The following is a 21,030-nucleotide window of genomic DNA, read 5'->3' as shown; positions in this document are numbered from 1 at the left end:
GCTTGCCTCAGCGTCTGGCGTAATGGCCACTTGCCCAGCAGTCATGGCTCAGGCATAACAGCGCAACAATTCGACAAGGATGTTTAACTTGCGCCTTCTATTCCGCGCTCTCACTCTGGTGATCGTGCTGGCGATAATCGCCCTCGCGGTGATCGTCTATTACGTCGCCAGCCCGAAATTGCCCTTCTACACCCCTCCGCAACAGGTACGTTACCTGGATCAATGGAGCGAAGAGCAACGGCAGACCTACTACTTCACGCCCCAAGGTACGCAAGTCAAAGGCCTGCGTTACGAGTGGTTCCAGGCATTGGAATTGCCCTTCTCCGAGCAGCGCTTCGCCTCCCCTGAATATCTCGCCCGTTTCGGCTTCCTGGTCGACCCGCAGCAGAAAGCGAGCGCGAACAACCCCGGCAACCTTCCCGTCGGTTTTGCCCGGCACCAGAATCCCGGCAACGCCTCGGAGCATTATCTGGACATCACCTGCGCCGCTTGCCACACCGGCGAGTTGCGCGTCAAAGGCCAGGCCGTACGTATCGATGGCGGCAGCGCACAGCACGTGCTGCCTTCCAGCGTTCCTACGTTGCGCGGTGGCAGTTTCGGACAGGCCCTGGTCGCCAGTCTCGCCTCGACTTACTACAACCCGTGGAAGTTCGAGCGCTTCGCCCGCCAGGTGCTCGGAGATGATTACGAAGCGCGCCGCGAACAATTGCGCAGCGAGTTCAAGACCTCGCTGAACACCTTCGTCAAAGTGGCGTGGAACGACACCCATCGCGGCCTGTACCCGACCGAGGAAGGCCCGGGGCGCACCGATGCGTTCGGCCGGATTGCCAACGCGACGTTTGGCGATGCGATTTCCCCTGCCAACTACCGCGTAGCCGATGCCCCGGTGGATTATCCGCAGCTGTGGGACATGTGGACGTTCGATTGGGTGCAGTGGAATGGCTCGGCCCAGCAACCGATGGCGCGCAATATCGGCGAAGCGCTCGGCGTCGGAGCCACATTGAATTTCTTCGACGGCAACGGCCAGCCGCTGCAAGGTGCTGAGCGCTACCCCTCCAGCGTGCGCGTGCGCGATCTGCACGCCATCGAAGAAACCTTGCAGCAGTTGAAGCCGCCGACCTGGCCGGAAGATCTGTTCGGTGCGATCGACAAGCCGCTGGCCGCCAAAGGCCGCGCGCTGTTCGCGGAAAACTGCGTCGGCTGCCATGTCCCGCGCCAATCGCAGGAAGGCGAACGCTGGGTGCAGCACTTGCACATGCTGCCCGTAGACGTGATCGGTACCGATCCCAATGCGGCCAACAACGTTGCCAGCCATCGTTTCGACCTGAGCGCGCTGCAATGGGATGTCAAAGAGTTGGAAAAAATGGACGTCAGACTGCACCCCGAACCTAAAGCGCCGCTTGATCTGAGCCAATTGTCGGTGGCCAAGGGCCTGGCTTACGTCACCGCGTTCGTGGAAAACCGTGCCTATCGCGACGCGCAGATCACGCCGGAAGAAAAACCGCGCATGGACGGTTTCGGCCTGCCGATCGGCGTGCGCGAGAAGGTCGCTTACAAGGCTCGACCGCTGGCTGGCGTGTGGGCGACTGCGCCGTTTCTGCACAACGGTTCGGTGCCAAGCATCTATCAGTTGCTGTCACCGCAGGATGAGCGCGCCACCACCTTCTATAAAGGCACGCTCGAATACGACCCGCGCCACCTCGGCTATCGCACCGAGCCTTTCACCAACGGTTTTCTGTTCGACACGCGCATCAGCGGCAACCACAACAGCGGCCACGAATTCCGCGCTGGCGCTCGCGGCAACGGGGTGATCGGCCGCCTCCTGCAACCAGAGGAGCGCTGGGCGCTGCTCGAATACCTGAAAGTGCTGGGCGGATCACTGGAGGCGCAGTTGCCATGATCATGCCGACATTCAAAAAAGAACTGCCGCCACTGGCTCGCTTCTGGCTCTGGTTGGGGCGTTTGCTTGGCAAGACGCTGCTGATCCTGCTGATCATCGGCCTGCTCGGCTGGGCCATCGCCGCCGCGTGGTTCGCTTGGCAGCATCGTGGGCCGGTGTCGGCGCAGGAACAGATTCCACCAGGCGAAGCGGCGATGACCCAGGACATCATTCAAACCGCTGTGCGCATCGTCGACCAGCATCGCGAAAGCACGCGTTATCTGCGCGATGCCCACGCCAAAGCGCATGGCTGCGTGAAGGCGCAAGTGCAGGTTTTACCGGAACTGGCGCAATCGCTGCGACAGGGTGTGTTCAGCGAGCCGGGCAAGACCTGGCAGGCGCTGATCCGGTTGTCCAACGGCAATGCCTACCCGCAATTCGACAGCATTCGCGACGCGCGCGGAATGGCGATCAAGTTGCTTGAGGTTCCTGGCACGCAACTGCTAGGCAACCGCCAGGACCAGCATGAACAGGATTTCGTGATGTTCAGCCATCCGAATTTCTTTGTCAGCGATGTCGCCGAGTATCGTCAGAATGTGGCGGCGCAGGCTGACGGCAAGAAGGTAATGGCGTTTTTTCCGACATGGGATCCGCGCACCTGGCAAGTCCGTCATCTGTCTATCGCGCTGGCTACGCTGTCAGCGCCGCCGGACAGTCCGACCGAGACTACATATTTCTCGGTATCGCCCTACAAGTTCGGTGAGGCCAATGCGAAATTCCGCGTCGTGCCGGATCCGGAGCGTTGCCCGGCGTATACCTTGCCCAAACAGAATCACGACTTGCCGAATTTTCTGCGCAGTGCACTGAATCAACAGTTATCCACGGATCGGGTGCCGGCGTGTTTTGCCCTGCAGATCCAGCGCCAGGACGCGAACAAGTACATGCCGATCGAGGACACCAGCATTGAGTGGCGTGAGCAAGATGCACCGTTTGAAACCGTGGCGCGGATCACTCTGCCCGCGCAGGACTTCGATACGCCGGCGCTGAATCTGCAATGCGACAACCTGTCGTTCAACCCGTGGTTCGGCATCGAGGCGCATCGGCCGATTGGCGGGATCAATCGCTTGCGCAAGGCAGTGTACGAGGCGGTGAGCGATTATCGGCATGCCCGCAATGCGGCGCAGTAGCGCGGCGATTTCATAAATCGCAGACAGCAAAAAGCCCGCACAAGGCGGGCTTTTTGTGGTGTCTGGCGTTCAGTTCCAGATACCGAATATGGCGCAGCGGACGGGACTCGAACCCGCGACCCCCGGCGTGACAGGCCGGTATTCTAACCGACTGAACTACCGCTGCGCGAAACGCTTGAAACGAATGGTGGGTGATGACGGGATCGAACCGCCGACATTCTGCTTGTAAGGCAGACGCTCTCCCAGCTGAGCTAATCACCCTTCGCTTCGTTACGGGGCGCATTATGCCACAAGTTTTCGTAAAGTGTTGATTTAATTGAATATTTTTCAAAAAAATCTGAAAACCGGTGAAACGATACATCCCGCGGGTACAACCTTGAGACAGAAAAAAACCCGCCTCAGCGGGTTTTTCCGTGGTGACCTGGCGTTCAGTGGTCCAGGTTACCGAATATGGCGCAGCGGACGGGACTCGAACCCGCGACCCCCGGCGTGACAGGCCGGTATTCTAACCGACTGAACTACCGCTGCGCTAAACACTTGAAACGAATGGTGGGTGATGACGGGATCGAACCGCCGACATTCTGCTTGTAAGGCAGACGCTCTCCCAGCTGAGCTAATCACCCTTCGCTTCGGTGTGGCGCGCATTCTACGGAGCACCCCAACCTCTGGCAAGCACTTTTTTAAATAATTTTCCGAGGCCTTCCAAAGGCTTAGAGAAGGGTTGGCCTACGCCCCGGCGAAGACAATAATGCCCCCCTTTGTATAAAGGAGTGACTCGCCCCATGTGGTTCAAGAACCTGCTGATCTATCGCCTGACCCAAGACCTGCCTGTCGATGCCGAGGCGCTGGAAACTGCACTGGCGACCAAACTGGCGCGGCCGTGTGCAAGCCAGGAGCTGACCACTTACGGTTTCGTCGCACCATTCGGCAAGGGCGAAGATGCGCCGCTGGTGCATGTCAGCGGCGATTTCCTGCTGATCTCTGCGCGCAAGGAAGAACGTATTCTGCCGGGCAGCGTTGTGCGTGACGCGGTCAAGGAAAAGGTCGAAGAGATCGAAGCCGAGCAGATGCGCAAGGTCTATAAGAAGGAACGCGACCAGATCAAGGATGAAATTATCCAGGCGTTTCTGCCGCGCGCGTTCATCCGTCGTTCGTCGACCTTCGCCGCGATCGCGCCGAAACAGGGCTTGATCCTGGTCAACTCGGCCAGCCCGAAACGCGCCGAAGACCTGCTGTCGACGCTGCGCGAAGTGATCGGCACCCTGCCCGTGCGTCCGCTGACCGTGAAAATGGCACCGACTGCGGTGATGACCGAGTGGGTCACCACACAGAAAGCCGCCGACGATTTCTATGTACTGGACGAGTGCGAACTGCGCGACACCCACGAAGACGGCGGCATCGTCCGTTGCAAGCGTCAGGACCTGACCAGCGAAGAAATCCAACTGCACCTGAGCACCGGCAAAGTCGTCACTCAGCTGTCGCTGGCCTGGCAGGACAAACTGTCGTTCATGCTCGACGACAAGATGACCGTCAAGCGCCTGAAATTCGAAGATCTGCTGCAGGATCAGGCGGAACAGGACGGTGGCGACGAAGCCCTGGGCCAACTGGATGCCAGCTTCACCCTGATGATGCTGACCTTCGGCGACTTCCTGCCGGCGCTGGTTGAAGCGTTGGGTGGGGAAGAGATGCCGCAGGGGATCTGACTCTGACGAGCATCTAACCTGTGGGAGCGAGCCTGCTCGCGAATGCGGTGCGCCAGCAACATTAATGTATCTGGCTCACCGCTTTCGCGAGCAGGCTCGCTCCCACAATGTTTTGTGGTGTAACCAATAATAAGGATCAAGCCATGCGCGCACTGGCTGCACTCAGCCGCTTTGTCGGCAATACCTTCGCTTACTGGGTTCTGATATTCGCCGTCGTGGCCTTCCTGCAACCGGCGTGGTTCATCGGCCTGAAAAGCGCGATCGTACCGCTGCTGGGTCTGGTGATGTTCGGCATGGGCCTGACCCTCAAACTCGACGACTTCGCTGCCGTTGCTCGCCATCCATGGCGGGTGGCGCTGGGCGTGGTTGCGCATTTCGTGATCATGCCCGGTGTGGCGTGGTTGCTCTGCCAGGTGTTTCACCTGCCGCCGGAAATCGCCGTCGGGGTGATTCTGGTCGGCTGCTGCCCGAGCGGCACCTCTTCGAACGTGATGACCTGGCTGGCACGCGGTGATCTGGCGCTTTCAGTGGCGATTGCCGCGGTCACTACCCTCCTCGCCCCACTGTTGACCCCGGCACTGATCTGGCTGCTGGCCTCGGCGTGGCTGCCGGTATCGTTCATGGAGCTGTTCTGGTCAATCCTGCAAGTGGTGCTGTTGCCGATCGTTCTCGGCGTGGTCGCGCAGCGTTTACTCGGCGACAAGGTGCGGCATGCGGTGGATGTGTTACCGCTGGTGTCGGTGGTCAGCATCGTGATTATCGTCACCGCCGTGGTCGCGGCGAGTCAGGCGAAAATCGCCGAGTCCGGCCTGCTGATCATGGCGGTGGTGATGCTGCACAACAGCTTCGGCTATCTGCTCGGCTACTTCACCGGGCGCCTGTTCGGCTTGCCGCTGGCTCAGCGCAAGTCGCTGGCACTGGAGGTCGGCATGCAGAATTCGGGACTGGGCGCGGCATTGGCCAGTGCGCACTTCTCGCCACTGGCGGCGGTGCCGAGCGCGCTGTTCAGCGTCTGGCACAATATTTCCGGGGCGCTGCTGTCGACGTACTTCCGGCGCATGAGCGAAAAAGAAGATCGCGACAACCTCGCGCAAAGGGCTGCCGACTGAGCTGAAAACTTGATCCCCGGGTTAATGCTCGTCAGTATATTGCGCAACGCGGGGACGACCCTGCGGCTCGATCGAGTCATTCATCTGGGGACGACCCCGTCAATCGATGGAGGTCCTGCATGTCCTGGATCATTCTGTTTTGCGCCGGCCTGTTCGAAGTCGGCTGGGCCGTCGGCCTGAAATACACCGACGGCTTCACCCGCCCGCTTCCCACCGCCCTGACCGTTGCCGCCATGGCCATCAGTCTGGGTCTATTGGGCTTGGCGATGAAGGAATTGCCATTGGGTACGGCGTATGCGATCTGGACCGGCGTAGGTGCGGTGGGTACGGTGATCGCCGGGATCATTCTGTTCGGTGAGTCGATGGCATTGATTCGGCTGGCCAGTGTGGCGTTGATCGTTACCGGGTTGATCGGGCTCAAGGTCAGCGCTTAAGCCACCGGCCCCATCGCTGGCAAGCCAGCTCCCACAAGATTGGTGTACACCATCGAACCTGTGGGAGCTGGCTTGCCAGCGATGAGGGCCGTCCAGTCAACAACTATCTGACGGATCCGCGCAATTCCCCCACCAACACCTGCAACTTCGCCGGCTCGGTCCCTTCGGTAATCGCCGGCCCCGCCACCAGCGTCACCCGCGACCACAAGCGATGGAACAAGCCCTTGTTCGGATCGCGACTGAAGAAACTCCCCCACAATCCTTGCAGCGCCAGCGGAATCACCGGCACCGGGGTCTCTTCGAGAATCCGCGTCACGCCGCCGCGAAACTCGTTGATCTCGCCATCGGCGGTCAATTTGCCTTCCGGGAAAATGCACACCAGCTCACCGTCCTTCAGATACTGAGCGATGCGTGTGAAGGCTTTTTCGTAGATCTGGATATCTTCCTGGCGTCCGGCAATCGGAATCGCGCCCGCCGTGCGGAAAATAAAGTTCAGCACCGGCAAGTTGTAGATCTTGTAGTACATGACAAAGCGAATCGGCCTACGCACCGCCCCGCCGATGAGCAAGGCGTCAACGAACGACACGTGGTTGCACACCAACAGCGCCGCGCCCTCGTCCGGGATCGCTTCAAGGTTGCGATGTTCGACGCGGTACATGGAATGGCTGAGCAGCCAGATCATGAAGCGCATGCTGAATTCCGGAACGATCTTGAAGATGTAGGCGTTGACGCCGATGTTCAGCAGCGACACCACCAGGAACAGTTGCGGGATCGACAGCTTGACGACGCTCAACAACGCGATCGAAACAATCGCCGACACCACCATAAACAGCGCGTTGAGAATGTTGTTGGCGGCAATCACCCGCGCGCGTTCGTTTTCAGCCGTGCGCGACTGGATCAGTGCGTACAGCGGGACAATATAGAAGCCACCGAAAATGCCGAGGCCAAGGATGTCGATCAACACCGCCCAGGTGTGCACGAAGCCCAGCACGGCAATCCAGCTATGGCCGCTGACGCTGTCCGGGATCCCACCGGAATGCCACCACAGCAACAGGCCGAACACGGTCAGGCCAAACGAGCCAAACGGCACCAGACCGATCTCGACTTTGCGCCCGGAGAGCTTCTCGCAGAGCATCGAACCCAGCGCGATCCCTACCGAGAACACCGTCAAAATCAACGTGACCACGGTTTCGTCACCGTGCATCCATTCCTTGGCGTAGGCCGGGATCTGCGTCAGGTAAATCGCCCCGACAAACCAGAACCACGAGTTACCGACAATCGAGCGTGACACCGCAGGCGTCTGGCCCAGACCGAGTTTCAACGTCGCCCAGGACTGACTGAAGATATTCCAGTTCAGGCGCATTTCCGGCGACGAGGCCGCCGCGCGCGGAATGCTGCGGCTGGCCAGATAACCCAGCACGGCAATGCCGACGATTGCTGCGGAGACTACCGGCGCGTAGTGCTCGGACGACATCATGATCCCGGCGCCGATGGTGCCAGCGAGAATCGCCAGAAACGTGCCCATTTCCACCAGACCGTTGCCACCGACCAGTTCATCGTCGCGCAAGGCCTGCGGCAGGATCGAATACTTCACCGGGCCGAACAGCGCCGAATGCGTGCCCATGGCGAACAGCGCCACCAGCATCAACGACAGATGATCGAAGAGAAAGCCGATCGATCCTACGGCCATGATGGCGATTTCCGCGAGCTTGATCAGACGGATCAGCGCGTCCTTGGCGAATTTTTCCCCGAACTGCCCGGCCAGCGCCGAGAACAGGAAAAACGGCAGGATAAACAGCAGCGCGCAGAGGTTGACCCAGATTGAGCGATCGCCCTCGATGGTCAGCCGATAGAGGATGGCGAGGATCAACGACTGCTTGAACACGTTGTCGTTGAACGCGCCGAGCGACTGCGTAATAAAGAAGGGCAAAAAGCGCCGGGTGCGCAACAGGTTGAACTGTGAGGGGTGACTCATCTTCCGTGTTTCCTGATGTTAGGTAGTGAGGCCTGGGTGCTTGTTATTGGAATCCCGCACCACGATCCAGGCCACACCTTACCTAAACTTTTCGGATTATTTCTTCAAACCTGCAATACACGGCGAGACAAACAGCTCGCCACGCCACGCGCCCTGCACGGTGCGCTTGCCGACGATCAGCCACATTGCCGCCAACAAAATCACCAGCGCCGTACCGAACACACTGAAAAACGTGAGGCTGAGGACGCTTGCCAGTTTCAGCGTTGCCAGCGAATACACGCCCAATGGGAAGGTGAAGCCCCACCAGCCGAGGTTGAACGGAATGCCGTCACGCAGATAACGCACGGTGATCAGCAGCGCCATCAACATCCACCACAGACCAAACCCCCACAGCGTAATCCCCGCCACCAGGCCCAGGCCCGAAGCGATTTCACCGACGCCAGCCAGGCCATTGGCGGCAAAAATCGCTGGCGCCTCACCGCCCAACAGCAACATGCCCAGCGCACCGGTGCCGATCGGACCGAGGGCGAGCCAGCTCGACGCGGCCATGTTTTCGTGGGGCAGTTTGTGCAAGGCCATACGCAACAACAGGATGGTCAGAATGCTGAACGCCACCGGCAGGGAGAAAGCCCAGAGCACATAGCTGGTGGTCAGTACGACGAGTTGCGCATGGGCGTCGGTCAGATGCGGGGCGAGCAAACCGCCGCTGGCCGCTGCCACTTCCGCCGCCACCACCGGCAGCAACCAGACCGCAGTCATCTGATCGATGCTGTGTTCCTGACGGGTAAACATCATGTACGGAATCAACACACCGCAGGCCAGCGACATCGCTACATCGATCCACCACAACACTTCAACGAGCTGAATGACACCGTCGCCGCAGCGCGGCAGCCCGAACAACAGAAAGCCGTTGATGATCGTCGCCAGGCCCATGGGAATGGTGCCGAAGAACATCGATACAGTCGAATGACCGAAAATCCGCTGCGCCTCGTCAAAGAACAAAATCCAGCGCGCGGCGTAGGCAGCAGTAAACAAGCTGAACAATAGAATGTTGAACAGCCACAGCCCTTCGGCCACAGCGCGCAATCCGGGAATGGCCAGCGGCAACTGGGCCAGCGCCAATGCCAGCACACCGGTGCCCATGGTCGCGGCGAACCAGTTCGGCGTGAACTGGCGGATCACTTCGCGCGGATGCTGAAGCTGGCTGAAAGGTTTGTAGCCGGGCGTGACACTATTAGGGCAAATCATCATGAACTCCTGTCCTCTGGTGAGGTGGAGTCCATGGTAGATCCGAATCGAATATCGATATAACGGGTAATATCTCTAACTGTTATCTGTTTTGCAGATAAGTGCCTACACGCGCTCAAGGAGCGCTGCAAACTCTGCCTGTCTGCGGACGCAGACTGAGCAGCAGCGCAGCCACGGCCAGCACGATCAATACAACGCCGTAACCATCAGTGGTCGCCAGCAACCCGAAACTGCGAGCGAGATGCCCGGCCAGCAGCGCCGGCAGACAGAACGCCAGATAACTGAGCACGTAATAAGCCGACATCAACCCGGCTCGTTCATGCGGCAAAGCCAGCGACACCAGACTGCGCACCGCACCGAGGAAACCGGAACCGAAGCCGCAACCGGCGACCAGGGTGCCGAAGAAAAACAACGACAGACTGGCGCCATGCACACCGAGCAGCATCAGGACCAGCCCGATTGGCAGCAAGCTCGCACCCAGCCGCAACGCCTGAGCGGCCGGACGATTGCGCATCATGAAAATCATCAACGCACCGGTCACGGTGAGCGCCGCGACCGTAGCGCCGCCGATCAGATTGGAGGAAGAGCCAGTGGCCGTGCGCACCAACGACGGTGCCAGCGAGGCATAAAAACCTCCGAGCGCCCAGGTTGCGGTGTTCAGCGGCAGCACTCGCCACAACGTTGAACGCGCTTGCACCGGCACGTGCAGGGTCGGCCGCAACGACGCCAGCGCCCCACCTTGCCGCGAGACACTTTCCGGCAGGCGCCAGACATACACGCCTTGCAACACAAACAGTGCCAACAGTAACCAATAGGTCAGCTGCAACGGCGCCGGTGCGAATTCTGCCAGCAAGCCACAGCCCAAACCGCCCAGAGCCATCCCGAGTAACGGCGCAACACTGTTGATCAGCGGCCCCTGCTGACGGTCGGTGTCGAGCAGCGTTGCACTCAATACGGCAGTGGCCATGCCGGTGGCGAAACCTTGCAGCACCCGTGCGCTGATCAACCACGACACACTGTCGGCATAAATGAACAGCAGCATCGCCAGCGCATTGAGCAGCACGGCACTGAAGATCACCGGTTTGCGTCCGAGATGGTCGGAAAGCGAACCAACCGTCAGCAACGCCGCCAACAGACTGAAAGCGTAAACGGCGAAGATCAGCGTCAACATCGCTGCCGAGAAATGCAGCTGATCCTGATACAAGTGATACAACGGCGTCGGCGCGGTGGAAGCGGCGAGAAAACTGAGTAAGGTGATCGCCAGAAACCACAAGCTGGACCGGTGGGAAGCGACACTATTCAAGGGGCTGGTCATGGGCATACTCCGCAAAAGCTAATTTTTTGCTTTTGCGCAGTGTGCTACCGCCCAGCGCTTAAAGCAAATTCTTTGTGTTAAGGTCTGCCGCATGGCTATTAAAGAAGGTTTACGCCCCGGTGGCCGCAGTGCCCGGGTGCAGGAGTCGATTCATTCGGCGGTCAATGCGCTGCTGCAAGAGCAGGAACGCTCCACCGTGACCGTCCCGCAGATTGCCGCCCGCGCGGGGGTTACGCCGTCGACGATCTACCGCCGCTGGGGTGATCTTGCGGCGCTGCTGGCGGACGTCGCCCTCGCCCGCATGCGCCCGGACAGCGAGCCGGCGAACACTGGCAGCCTGCGCGGCGATATCCGCGCCTGGGCCGAGCAATATCTCGACGAGATGAGCTCGGAGGTCGGGCGCAACATGATGCGCGACGTGCAGGCCAGCGCTACGCCGGGCTATTGCGTGGCGATCATTGGTGCGCAGTTGCAGACCATTGTCGATCGCTATCCGCATGAGAAGGCGCCGAGTGTCGATCGCTTGATCAATCTGATGGTGGCGCCGGTTGTGTTCCGGATTCTGTTTTCGGCCACGGCGCTGGAGGTGGATGAGTTGCATCGGTTGATCGATATTGCATTGCGGCAGGACTGACGCCTTCGCGAGCAGGCTCGCTCCCACAAGGGAATGCATTCCAGAAAGTGGGAGCGAGCCTGCTCGCGAAGAGGCACGCCCGGGCACCACAAAAACCACCCGGTACCCCGCCTGCGACACCCCGCCACGCCACGACCTTGGTCGACACTGACTAACCGCCGCGCGCGTGCGAGACTGTCCGCCCGGGCAGGAGTGCCGGGGAGTCTTTTGTCGGGAGTGCTGCATGTCGTTGTCCACCGGGCTGATCGCCGTCGTTGCCCTGGCCTACATGGCCATCATGTTCGCCATCGCCTTCTACGGCGACCGTCGCAGCACGCCGTTGCCGCCACGGGTGCGCGCTTGGGTGTACAGCCTGTCGCTGGCGGTTTACTGCACCAGTTGGACGTTCTTCGGCGCGGTCGGTCAGGCGGCGGAACAACTGTGGTCATTCCTGCCGATCTACCTCGGGCCGATCCTGCTGCTGGTCGGCGCGCCGTGGGTCCTGCAGAAAATGGTGATGATCAGCAAACAGGAGAACATCACCTCCATCGCCGACTTCATCGCCGCGCGCTACGGCAAATCACAATCGCTGGCGGTGGTTGTGGCGCTGATCTGTCTGGTCGGCGTGTTGCCCTATATTGCCCTGCAACTCAAAGGCATTGTCCTTGGCGTGAACCTGCTGATCGGCGCCGGCGCCGATGCCATGGGCACCCGCGCTCAAGACACGGCGCTGATCGTGTCGCTGGTGCTGGCGTTGTTCACCATCGTTTTCGGCACGCGCAACCTCGACGCCACCGAACACCACCGTGGCATGGTGCTGGCGATTGCCTTCGAATCACTGGTCAAGCTGTTCGCCTTTCTCGCCGTCGGCGCCTTCGTCACGTACGGCCTGTATGACGGTTTCGACGACCTGTTCAATCAGGCGATGCTCGCCCCGCGCCTTGAGGCGTACTGGAAGGAAACGATTAATTGGCCGTCGATGGTGGTGCAGACCGGCGTGGCGATGATGGCGATCATCTGCCTGCCCCGGCAATTTCACGTGACCGTGGTGGAGAACATCGACCCGCAGGATCTGCGACTGGCGAAATGGGTCTTCCCCGCCTATCTGGCTTTGGCCGCACTGTTTGTAGTCCCGATCGCCCTTGCCGGTCAGATGATGCTGCCCAGCCACGTGCTGCCCGACTCGTTCGTGATCAGCCTGCCGCTGGCCCAGGCCCATCCGGCGCTGGCGATGCTGGCGTTTATCGGTGGCGCATCGGCAGCGACCGGCATGGTGATTGTCGCCAGCGTCGCACTGTCGACCATGGTCTCCAACGACATGCTGCTGCCGTGGCTGTTGCGCCGCAACAACGCCGAGCGCCCGTTCGAGGTGTTCCGCCAGTGGATGCTCTCGGTGCGCCGCGTGAGCATCGTGGTGATTCTGCTGCTGGCCTACGTCAGTTATCGCTTGCTCGGCTCGACCGCGAGCCTGGCGACCATCGGCCAGATCGCCTTCGCGGCGGTGACGCAACTGGCGCCGGCCATGCTTGGCGCGCTGTACTGGAAACAGGCCAACCGCCGTGGCGTGTTCGCCGGGCTCGCTACCGGGACGTTTCTGTGGTTTTACACGCTGGTGCTGCCGATTGCCGCGCACAGTCTCGGCTGGTCACTGGCGAGCTTCCCCGGCTTGGCGTGGCTGCACAGCAATCCGCTGAACCTGCCGATCACCCCGTTGACCCAAGGCGTGGTGCTGTCGCTGGCCGGTAATTTCACCCTGTTCGCCTGGGTCTCGGTGCTGTCGCGCACGCGGGTTTCCGAGCACTGGCAGGCCGGGCGTTTCATCGGTCAGGAAATCAGCGCGCGGCCTAATGCTCGTTCAATGCTGGCGGTGCAGATCGACGATCTGCTGCAACTGGCGGCGCGTTTTGTCGGCGAAGAACGCGCGCGGCAGAGCTTCATTCGCTTCGCCTACCGTCAGGGCAAGGGCTTCAACCCCAACCAGAACGCCGACAGTGAATGGATCGCCCATACCGAACGTTTGCTCGCCGGTGTCCTCGGCGCTTCTTCGACGCGCGCTGTAGTAAAAGCCGCCATCGAAGGTCGGGAAATGCAGCTGGAGGACGTAGTCCGAATCGCTGACGAAGCCTCGGAAGTGCTGCAGTTCAACCGAGCGCTGCTGCAAGGCGCGATCGAGAACATCACCCAGGGCATCAGCGTGGTCGACCAGTCGCTGAAACTGGTGGCGTGGAACCGGCGTTATCTGGAGCTGTTCAACTACCCCGACGGCCTGATCAGCGTCGGCCGGCCGATTGCCGACATCATTCGCTACAACGCCGAACGCGGCTTGTGCGGCCCCGGCGAAGCGGAAGTGCACGTCGCGCGACGCTTGCACTGGATGCGTCAAGGCCGCGCGCACACTTCCGAACGGCTGTTCCCCAATGGCCGGGTGATCGAGCTGATCGGCAACCCGATGCCCGGCGGCGGATTTGTCATGAGCTTCACCGACATTACCGCGTTCCGCGAAGCCGAACAGGCGCTGACCGAGGCCAACGAAGGGCTGGAACAACGGGTCAGCGAGCGTACCCAGGAACTGTCGCAACTCAACGTCGCGCTCACCGAAGCCAAGGGCAATGCCGAGGCGGCCAACCAGTCGAAAACCCGCTTCCTCGCCGCTGTCAGCCATGACTTGATGCAACCGCTGAACGCCGCACGGCTGTTCTCCGCCGCCCTCTCCCACCAGAACGAAGGCTTGAGCGCAGAGGCGCAGCAGCTGGTGCAACACCTCGACAGCTCGCTGCGCTCGGCGGAAGACCTGATCAGCGATCTGCTGGACATCTCCCGCCTGGAAAACGGCAAGATCAACCCGGATCGCAAAGCCTTCGCCGTCAACGAACTGTTCGACACCCTCGGCGCGGAATTCAAGGCACTGGCCCAAGAGCAAAAACTCACGTTCCGGGTGCGTGGCAGTCAATTGCGCATCGACAGCGACATCAAACTGCTGCGGCGGATTCTGCAAAACTTCCTCACCAACGCGTTCCGCTACGCCAAAGGCCCGGTGCTGCTGGGCGTGCGTCGGCGCGGTGGTGAGTTATGTCTGGAAGTCTGGGATCGCGGCCCGGGCATTCCGGAAGACAAGCAGCAGGTAATTTTTGAAGAATTCAAACGCCTCGACAGCCACCAGACCCGCGCCGAAAAAGGCCTGGGCCTGGGTCTGGCGATCGCTGACGGCTTGTGCCGCGTGCTCGGGCATACCTTGCGCGTTCGTTCCTGGCCGGGGCGCGGCAGTGTATTCAGCGTGACGGTACCGCTGGCGCGCACGCAAACACCTGCGGCGAGCGCCTCGGTCGAACCGAACAGCAAAATGCTCAGCGGCGCGCAGGTGCTGTGCATCGATAACGAAGACAGCATCCTGATCGGCATGAACAGCCTGTTGAGCCGCTGGGGCTGCCAAGTGTGGACGGCGCGCAATCGCGAAGAATGCGCAGCGATATTGAATGAAGGTGTGCGGCCGCAACTGGCGCTGGTCGACTATCACCTCGACCACGGCGATACCGGCACAGAGCTGATGGCGTGGTTGCGCACGCGCCTGGGTGAACCCGTGCCCGGCGTGGTCATCAGCGCGGATGGACGCCCGGAGACCGTAGCGCAAGTGCATGCGGCGGGCCTGGATTATCTGGCCAAACCGGTGAAGCCGGCGGCGTTGCGGGCACTGCTGAGTCGGTATTTGCCGTTGTAGAAGGTAACCTTGCAGACGCCTTCGCGAGCAGGCTCGCTCCCACAGAACAGCAAAAGCAAGAGCAAGAGCAAGAGCAAGAGCAAGAGCAAGAGCAAGAGCAAGAGCAAGAGCAAAAGATCGCAGCCTTCGGCAGCTCCTACAGTTGGACCGTCGATATCTGAGTGAAATGGTTGGTCGGCAGATTGCCTTCGCGAGCAGGCTCGCTCCCACAAAAGCAAAAGCAAGGCAGCGCAGCTGCCCGCGGCGAAGCCGCCCCACTCAACAATGAGCGCAAGCTCGAGTGCTTTTGATCTTGATCCACCGGCGACGTCGGAAGGCTGAGTGGAGGGATTGATCCGGGCGTGGGAGCGCAGCGACCGTCTGGCGCAGCCAGACACAGCGGAAGGAGGTGCAGCGAAGCAAACCGTAGCCGCTGCGCCCGGATCGATCCCGGAGCGAAGGGACCCGAGCCTGCGAGGGCCGAACGTAGGAGCAAGCCTTTTGGGTTACCTTTTTGGCGTTTGAAAAAGGTGACTCGCCGTAAGGGCGAAACCGCCAGCCGCCACGCCCGCAGCAACGGATATGCCCCCAATCAGCCCAAAAACGACGCCTACTCAGGCAACTCAACCAACCCATCAACATCCGTCATCGCCCGCTCCAGCAAATCCGCCGGCAAGCTCTTGCTCGCCCGCGCCCCAAGCAACTTCAACTGCTCACTGCGGCTGACCAGATTACCGCGCCCCTCTGTCAGCTTGTTGCGCGCTGAGCTGTAAGCCTTGTCCAGTTGCTGCAGACGATTGCCCACTTCGTCCAGATCCTGAATAAACAACACGAACTTGTCGTACAGCCAACCCGCCCGCTCAGCGATTTCCCGGGCATTCTGGGTCTGCCGTTCCTGCTTCCACAGACTGTCAATCACCCGCAGCGTAGCCAACAGCGTAGTCGGACTGACAATCACGATATTGCGGTCGAAAGCATCCTGAAACAGCGAAGGCTCAGCCTGCAACGCAGCGGAAAATGCCGCTTCGATCGGTACGAACAACAAAACGAAATCGAGGCTGTGCAGGCCTTCCAGACGCTTGTAATCCTTGCCGGCCAAACCTTTGACATGATTGCGCAGCGACAATACATGCTGCTTGATCGCGATCTGTCCGAGGGTGTCGTCATCGGCCGCAACATATTGTTGATAGGCCGTGAGGCTGACTTTCGAGTCGACCACGACTTGCTTGTCGCCGGGCAGATAAATGATCACATCGGGCTGGAAGCGTTCACCGTCCGGGCCTTTGAGATTGACCTGGGTCTGGTACTCGCGGCCCTTCTCCAGACCTGCATGCTCAAGAACGCGCTCGAGGATCAGTTCGCCCCAATTGCCTTGGGTTTTCTGGCCCTTGAGCGCGCGAGTCAGGTTGGTCGCTTCGTCGCTCAGGCGCAGGTTCAATGCCTGCAAACGCTCCAGCTCCTTGGCCAGCGAGAAGCGCTCGCGGGCTTCGGCCTGATAGCTTTCTTCCACGCGTTTTTCAAAGGACTGGATGCGTTCTTTCAACGGATCGAGTAACTGCCCGAGCCGCTGCTGGCTGGTTTCGGCAAAGCGCTGCTCACGCTCATCGAAGATCTTGCCGGCCAGCTCGGCGAATTGCGCACGCAACTCATCGCGCGAGCCTTGCAGGTCGTTGAGACGTTGTTGATGGCTTTCCTGTTGCTCTCGCAGTTCGGCACTCAGCGAGGCAGCGTGGGCGTCGAGGCGGCGCAACTCAGCGTCCTTGTTGGCGCGTTCGAGGTTCCAGGCGTGGGAGGCATCGCGGGCGTCATCGCGCTCGATCTGCAGCAATTCAACTTCGCGGCGCAGGGCGGCGAGGTCTGCCTGTTTGGCAGCGTTGGCCTGGCCGAGGTCGGCGATCTCGTCGCGGCTCGCTTCAAGCTGCGCGGTGAGGCCGTCCTGGGCCAGTTGCGCCATGGCCAGGCGCTCTTCGAGCAAGGCCAGATCGGCTTGGGCATTGCTGGCCCGGCGTTGCAGTTGCCAAGCCAGCGCCAGCAGCGGCACCCCTGCTGCCGCAAGACCAAGCAATATGCTGGTCAAGTCCATAGCCATAGCGACTCCTGCCAATCGGATAAAGCCTGAAGGTTAACCAAGGTGTCTGGGCTTGGACAGCTCAGTCTTCGATCAGACCGAGTTCCTGCTGTGCGCGACGGTCGCCGGCGCGGGCGGCCTGACGCAGCAGCTCCTGGCCGATACGCCGGTCACGGGCATTGCCGCACTCACGGCAGATCAATTGGCCGAGACGGCTTTGCGCAGCGACTACACCTTCACGGGCCGGTTGCTTGAGCAGGCGGCCCGCGAGGTGTTTGGCGCTGGGGCTGTCGCTCAGGCGCGGCGCATCTAGCAGCCACTCAGCCACACGTACGGAAAAACGCTTGGGAGCGGTAACAGAGGTCGGATTGGAGGTAACAGAGTCTGATACTGAGCGAAACTTCATAAAGCACTGCGGGACAGATCGGAAGGCGCGCCACTTTACTCTCTTTTTCTTACAGGTAAAGTCGAAAAAAACCCGGCACGCCCGTCCTAGAGCAAGCGCTAGGGACAATCCACAGAAGCTGTGGATAAGTCAGTGGACAACCGCTCTGTGATCCTCGCAAAGCCTTATGGAATGGGGCTCGCAGTCAAACTGACGATTTTTTCACCAACAAAAAAAGACGATATTTTTCATTGACTTAAACTTTTGATACAGGCAGCGACTGGAGTCAGGATCGATGTGACAGTTGCGTTACGCTCTGCGCAACTAATGTGTACAAGTACCTGTGCGCCGGTTATATACGTGCGCTTTTTCGGGTCATTTTGCGCAGCTGCGAACGACCGAAAGGCTCTGCGAAAAGCATGCACGCCGACGGACGGTGTGACACGACCATTCCGTGCGAAGCTTTTTTCGTCATGGGGTTTGCTTCGCCCGAACGAATCCGTTACTATCCGCAGCGTTAGTACCAAGCTGAAAGTCAATTCCGGTCGAACATCTCCCACGGTCAACTTCCAACAGGAAGACACTGCCGAAAAAAGCGGGAACGACCCCTCGATGGTTTCCAGGTAACTCTTGCGACGACGCTGCCTTTGAACGAAAGCAAAGGGCGTTGCGAAGAACACTTACTCTGACCGAACCAACCTGCAAATTGATCAGGATCTTCACCCCGGGCCCAGAACCTTTGCCCTCGCTGTGATGCCTGTCCTCCTAAGTACCTACCTGCCAGCCCAAGCGCGCTCACTTATCAGCGCTTCAAACTGGCTGCTTTGTTCCAGTCGGGTTCTTCGTTCGATCAATGGTGATCAACGTTACTGGAACGTTTTAACGTTGCACGGTTCTTATCCGTGTCATTTGTAGGAACACCTAATAACTATGTCTACTCAAATCCAGACTCAGGATGCCATTCGCACCCTAACCAACGCTTTTGCTCCAATGAACTGCCTGATCATGGCCGCTCGTAAAGGCTGCTTCAGCTTCACCGTGGTCAATGAACACGGCATCGCTCGTCACAGCGAGCGTCTGTACCCCGATCAATACTCCAGCGCCGAACCGCTGCAGGCCGTGATTGAGCGTACCCGTCAGGCACTGGTTGCCTGAAAGCCGGACAGGCTGCAAAAGCAAAGCCCTGCTGAAAAGCGGGGCTTTTTATTGCCTGATATTTCACTTTTAGCGCTGCGCTTCTAAGCATGTTCCGATCTAACGCCTGGGATGCGATGGCGGAAATATTTTAAAAACAGACCTTTACACGCTGAATATGACACTACACTTCAACTCAAGCGGCTTGACCCGCTTGCGGCGAGCCTGAGTCGATCCACTGCTGCCAAGGCCCCTTCAGGACTCGCCCTCAACAACAAGAACCGAGGGTGTTATGGGTATCGCTGCCAGCGAACTGTGCCGCTATGTGATCCGTCCCACGCTGATTTATCTGGGACGCCACTGCGCAACTGCCGAATCCCTGCTGCTGGGTATCGCCGCCAGCCAGTCCGCCCTCGGGTCTGCCCTGCATGACCGCCGTGGCCATGGCCTCTACCGGATTGCCGAGCATCGGCATCAGGCCCTCTGGGATGATTATCTGGCGCTCGATCCGGAGCGCGCCAGCCTGGTGCGCGGCCTTGCCAGTCAGCATGCGTTCCTCAGCGGCCCGCATCTGGAACTGACCGTCAACCTGCGTTACGCCACGGCCATCGCCTGGCTGCTGGTAGAAGAACAAAACCCCACCCTCCCCGCTCCGACCGACCTGCTCGGCATGGCGCGCATCTGGCGCCAGACCTTTCAACCGCAAGGCCGTTTGCGCGACTTCACCTGCGCTTGGCAAACCTGTGTTTCACCGCTGAATCAGGTCGCTTGCTGACCGGGCGGTTTCACAAGTTCTCGCAACAAGTCGCCATTTTGGTCGGATTGTCCTACAAAACCGCTCTAACTCAAGGCATACAGGCTATAGCGCTGGGACGAAAATGTTGGTAATTTTCGCCCCGGTGATCACCAGGAGTTCTAATAATGAAAAAAGTCATGCTCAAAACCACCCTTAGCCTCGCCGTTACCCTTGCCTCCACACAAATCTTCGCGGCAGGTTTTGCCCTCAACGAACAAAGCATCAGTGGGATGGGGACTGGTTTTGCCGGGCGATCTTCTTCTGCCGACGACGCAAGCACTGTTTATGGCAACCCGGCCGGCATGGCGCGCATCAAGCGCGAACAAGTCACCGGCGGCGTCGCCCTGGTCGACGCGCATACCGATATCAGCGATACCAGCTCCAGCCCGAACGGCGGCAGCAACAAAGGCGACATGGTGCCCCTCACTGCCGTACCGATGGGCTTCTATGTAAAACCGATCGATGATCACTGGGCATTCGGCCTCGGTGTGTACGTACCGTTCGGCCTGATCACGGATTACGAAAACGGCTTCGCCGGTCGTTACTTCGGCAGCAAGTCCGAAGTGCAAGTCATCACTTTCCAGCCAACCGTCAGCTACGCCTTCAACGACAAGGTGTCGATCGGTTTCGGCCCGACCATCAACCGCATCGACGGCTCGCTGGAATCCAACCTGTCGATCACCCAGGCACTGCCGGACGGCAAGGTCAAGATCAAGGGTGACGACACCGCGCTGGGCTACAACGTCGGCTTGCTGGTCCAGGCCACCGACACCACCCGTGTCGGCCTGACCTATCACTCCAAGGTCGACTACAAGCTCGAAGGCGACACCAAGGTCAACTACAACGCTCTGGCGCTGGTGGGCGTTGGCGCCAACCAGAAGTACGACGCTTCGTTGAAGATCACCACGCCGGAATCCGTGGACCTGTCGGTCACCCAGGCGATCAACGATCGCTGGAACGTCTACGCCGGCACCACCTGGACCCGCTGGAGCCAGCTGGACAAGATCACCGTGAAGAACTCCGGCGTGCAGCCTCTGCTGGCCGGTCAGTTCGGTTCGATCAACGAAGACCAGAACTGGCATGACTCCTGGGCCTATGCCGTGGGTACCTCGTACCAGTTGAACAAGGAATGGGTCCTGCGTACCGGTCTGACCTTCGACCAGTCGCCAACCAATAACGAAGACCGCTCGCCGCGTATCCCGACTGGCGACCGCACCATCTTCAGTATCGGTGCCGGCTGGAGCCCGACCGACGACCTGACCATCGACGTCGCGTACTCGTACCTGAAAGAAGAGTCGGTCAACATCCGCAACGAAAACGCGCGTGGCCAGACTTACGATGCCAAGTATGAAAACTCGGCAAACGGCTTCGGTGTCGGCGCGACATACCGCTTCTGATGCACCGTGGCGAGGCTAACCCCTCGCCCAAGAAAAAGCCCCGCTCTCTTTACAGAGGCGGGGCTTTTTCATGCCTGGGCATCGAACAAACCT

The 21,030-nt window shown here is 59.9% G+C and carries 15 protein-coding genes and 4 tRNA genes; 10 read left to right on the top strand and 9 right to left on the bottom strand.

Annotation, left to right across the window (positions count from 1 at the left end):
- The first annotated feature begins 88 nt into the window (after positions 1 to 88).
- Both NF676_RS08725 and NF676_RS08720 read left to right on the top strand, forming a co-directional pair.
- Positions 89 to 1,900 (top strand): di-heme-cytochrome C peroxidase, encoded by a 1,812-nt coding sequence (locus tag NF676_RS08725; protein WP_252887535.1) that lies wholly within the window; start codon positions 89 to 91, stop codon positions 1,898 to 1,900.
- The gene (locus tag NF676_RS08720) at positions 1,897 to 3,066 is read left to right on the top strand and encodes a catalase family protein (RefSeq protein ID WP_236169113.1); all 1,170 of its coding nucleotides are present in this window, start codon (positions 1,897 to 1,899) and stop codon (positions 3,064 to 3,066) included. The genes NF676_RS08725 and NF676_RS08720 overlap by 4 nt, the downstream gene beginning before the upstream one ends.
- A gap of 89 nt (positions 3,067 to 3,155) precedes the next feature.
- Here the strand turns inward: NF676_RS08720 and NF676_RS08715 are convergent.
- From NF676_RS08715 to NF676_RS08700, 4 genes are all read right to left on the bottom strand, one after another.
- Positions 3,156 to 3,232, bottom strand: a tRNA-Asp gene (locus NF676_RS08715).
- Between the two features lie 19 nt (positions 3,233 to 3,251).
- Positions 3,252 to 3,327 (bottom strand) — tRNA-Val (locus NF676_RS08710).
- Between the two features lie 190 nt (positions 3,328 to 3,517).
- A tRNA-Asp gene (locus NF676_RS08705) sits at positions 3,518 to 3,594 on the bottom strand.
- Positions 3,595 to 3,613: 19 nt separating this feature from the next.
- Positions 3,614 to 3,689: transfer RNA gene (locus tag NF676_RS08700), tRNA-Val, on the bottom strand.
- A gap of 159 nt (positions 3,690 to 3,848) precedes the next feature.
- Between NF676_RS08700 and rdgC the strand changes: the two genes are divergently transcribed.
- The 3 genes from rdgC to sugE all read left to right on the top strand — a co-directional run bounded on the left by rdgC (position 3,849) and on the right by sugE (position 6,312).
- Positions 3,849 to 4,769, top strand: a complete 921-nt coding sequence (rdgC, locus tag NF676_RS08695; protein ID WP_024012190.1) for a recombination-associated protein RdgC — start codon at positions 3,849 to 3,851, stop codon at positions 4,767 to 4,769.
- 143 nt (positions 4,770 to 4,912) lie between these two features.
- On the top strand, positions 4,913 to 5,878 hold the full coding sequence (locus tag NF676_RS08690; protein WP_041479525.1) for a bile acid:sodium symporter family protein: 966 nt from the start codon (positions 4,913 to 4,915) through the stop codon (positions 5,876 to 5,878).
- Positions 5,879 to 5,997: 119 nt separating this feature from the next.
- Positions 5,998 to 6,312, top strand: a complete 315-nt coding sequence (sugE, locus tag NF676_RS08685) for a quaternary ammonium compound efflux SMR transporter SugE (protein ID WP_041479526.1) — start codon at positions 5,998 to 6,000, stop codon at positions 6,310 to 6,312.
- Positions 6,313 to 6,415: 103 nt separating this feature from the next.
- Here sugE and NF676_RS08680 read toward each other — a convergent pair whose 3' ends face one another.
- The 3 genes from NF676_RS08680 to NF676_RS08670 all read right to left on the bottom strand — a co-directional run bounded on the left by NF676_RS08680 (position 6,416) and on the right by NF676_RS08670 (position 10,838).
- Entirely contained in the window at positions 6,416 to 8,287 is a 1,872-nt protein-coding gene (locus tag NF676_RS08680; protein ID WP_252887534.1) for an MFS transporter, read from the bottom strand.
- Between the two features lie 96 nt (positions 8,288 to 8,383).
- On the bottom strand, positions 8,384 to 9,535 hold the full coding sequence (locus tag NF676_RS08675; RefSeq protein WP_252887533.1) for a TDT family transporter: 1,152 nt from the start codon (positions 9,533 to 9,535) through the stop codon (positions 8,384 to 8,386).
- Between the two features lie 115 nt (positions 9,536 to 9,650).
- Entirely contained in the window at positions 9,651 to 10,838 is a 1,188-nt protein-coding gene (locus tag NF676_RS08670; protein WP_236169163.1) for an MFS transporter, read from the bottom strand.
- Positions 10,839 to 10,941: 103 nt separating this feature from the next.
- Here NF676_RS08670 and NF676_RS08665 point away from each other — a divergent pair, with 103 nt between their 5' ends.
- Both NF676_RS08665 and NF676_RS08660 read left to right on the top strand, forming a co-directional pair.
- A complete protein-coding gene (locus NF676_RS08665; RefSeq protein ID WP_252887532.1) occupies positions 10,942 to 11,484 on the top strand; it encodes a TetR/AcrR family transcriptional regulator in 543 nt (180 codons plus the stop codon).
- Positions 11,485 to 11,707: 223 nt separating this feature from the next.
- Entirely contained in the window at positions 11,708 to 15,178 is a 3,471-nt protein-coding gene (locus NF676_RS08660) for a hybrid sensor histidine kinase/response regulator (protein ID WP_252887531.1), read from the top strand.
- 589 nt (positions 15,179 to 15,767) lie between these two features.
- Here the strand turns inward: NF676_RS08660 and NF676_RS08655 are convergent.
- Positions 15,768 to 17,132: a DNA recombination protein RmuC gene (locus tag NF676_RS08655; RefSeq protein WP_252887952.1), complete on the bottom strand. Its 1,365-nt coding sequence runs from the start codon at positions 17,130 to 17,132 to the stop codon at positions 15,768 to 15,770.
- 175 nt (positions 17,133 to 17,307) lie between these two features.
- The gene (locus NF676_RS08650) at positions 17,308 to 17,631 is read right to left on the bottom strand and encodes an SEL1-like repeat protein (protein WP_024012181.1); all 324 of its coding nucleotides are present in this window, start codon (positions 17,629 to 17,631) and stop codon (positions 17,308 to 17,310) included.
- Positions 17,632 to 18,540: 909 nt separating this feature from the next.
- On the opposite strand from NF676_RS08650, the gene NF676_RS08645 reads away from it, so the two are divergent.
- From NF676_RS08645 to NF676_RS08635, 3 genes are all read left to right on the top strand, one after another.
- Positions 18,541 to 18,765 carry a hypothetical protein gene (locus NF676_RS08645; protein WP_016773719.1) on the top strand — a complete coding sequence of 75 codons (225 nt, stop codon included), beginning with the start codon at positions 18,541 to 18,543 and terminating at the stop codon, positions 18,763 to 18,765.
- 271 nt (positions 18,766 to 19,036) lie between these two features.
- Positions 19,037 to 19,519 (top strand): hypothetical protein, encoded by a 483-nt coding sequence (locus NF676_RS08640; protein ID WP_041479533.1) that lies wholly within the window; start codon positions 19,037 to 19,039, stop codon positions 19,517 to 19,519.
- 146 nt (positions 19,520 to 19,665) lie between these two features.
- Positions 19,666 to 20,937, top strand: a complete 1,272-nt coding sequence (locus NF676_RS08635) for an OmpP1/FadL family transporter (protein ID WP_056783953.1) — start codon at positions 19,666 to 19,668, stop codon at positions 20,935 to 20,937.
- Positions 20,938 to 21,030: the final 93 nt, after the last annotated feature.

The sequence above is a fragment of the Pseudomonas siliginis genome (genome assembly GCF_024072275.1).
Classification (GTDB): domain Bacteria; phylum Pseudomonadota; class Gammaproteobacteria; order Pseudomonadales; family Pseudomonadaceae; genus Aquipseudomonas; species Aquipseudomonas siliginis.
This window is presented reverse-complemented; position numbering and strand designations above follow the sequence as displayed.

What these genes read in the sequence shown, in the direction of transcription:
- NF676_RS08720 (WP_236169113.1), top strand. Translation starts at nt 1,897, where the DNA reads ATGATCATGCCGACATTCAAAAAAGAACTGCCGCCACTGGCTCGCTTC.
- rdgC (WP_024012190.1), top strand. Translation starts at nt 3,849, where the DNA reads ATGTGGTTCAAGAACCTGCTGATCTATCGCCTGACCCAAGACCTGCCT.
- NF676_RS08690 (WP_041479525.1), top strand. Translation starts at nt 4,913, where the DNA reads ATGCGCGCACTGGCTGCACTCAGCCGCTTTGTCGGCAATACCTTCGCT.
- sugE (WP_041479526.1), top strand. Translation starts at nt 5,998, where the DNA reads ATGTCCTGGATCATTCTGTTTTGCGCCGGCCTGTTCGAAGTCGGCTGG.
- NF676_RS08680 (WP_252887534.1), bottom strand. Translation starts at nt 8,287, where the DNA reads ATGAGTCACCCCTCACAGTTCAACCTGTTGCGCACCCGGCGCTTTTTG.
- NF676_RS08675 (WP_252887533.1), bottom strand. Translation starts at nt 9,535, where the DNA reads ATGATTTGCCCTAATAGTGTCACGCCCGGCTACAAACCTTTCAGCCAG.
- NF676_RS08665 (WP_252887532.1), top strand. Translation starts at nt 10,942, where the DNA reads ATGGCTATTAAAGAAGGTTTACGCCCCGGTGGCCGCAGTGCCCGGGTG.
- NF676_RS08660 (WP_252887531.1), top strand. Translation starts at nt 11,708, where the DNA reads ATGTCGTTGTCCACCGGGCTGATCGCCGTCGTTGCCCTGGCCTACATG.
- NF676_RS08650 (WP_024012181.1), bottom strand. Translation starts at nt 17,631, where the DNA reads ATGAAGTTTCGCTCAGTATCAGACTCTGTTACCTCCAATCCGACCTCT.
- NF676_RS08645 (WP_016773719.1), top strand. Translation starts at nt 18,541, where the DNA reads ATGTCTACTCAAATCCAGACTCAGGATGCCATTCGCACCCTAACCAAC.
- NF676_RS08640 (WP_041479533.1), top strand. Translation starts at nt 19,037, where the DNA reads ATGGGTATCGCTGCCAGCGAACTGTGCCGCTATGTGATCCGTCCCACG.
- NF676_RS08635 (WP_056783953.1), top strand. Translation starts at nt 19,666, where the DNA reads ATGAAAAAAGTCATGCTCAAAACCACCCTTAGCCTCGCCGTTACCCTT.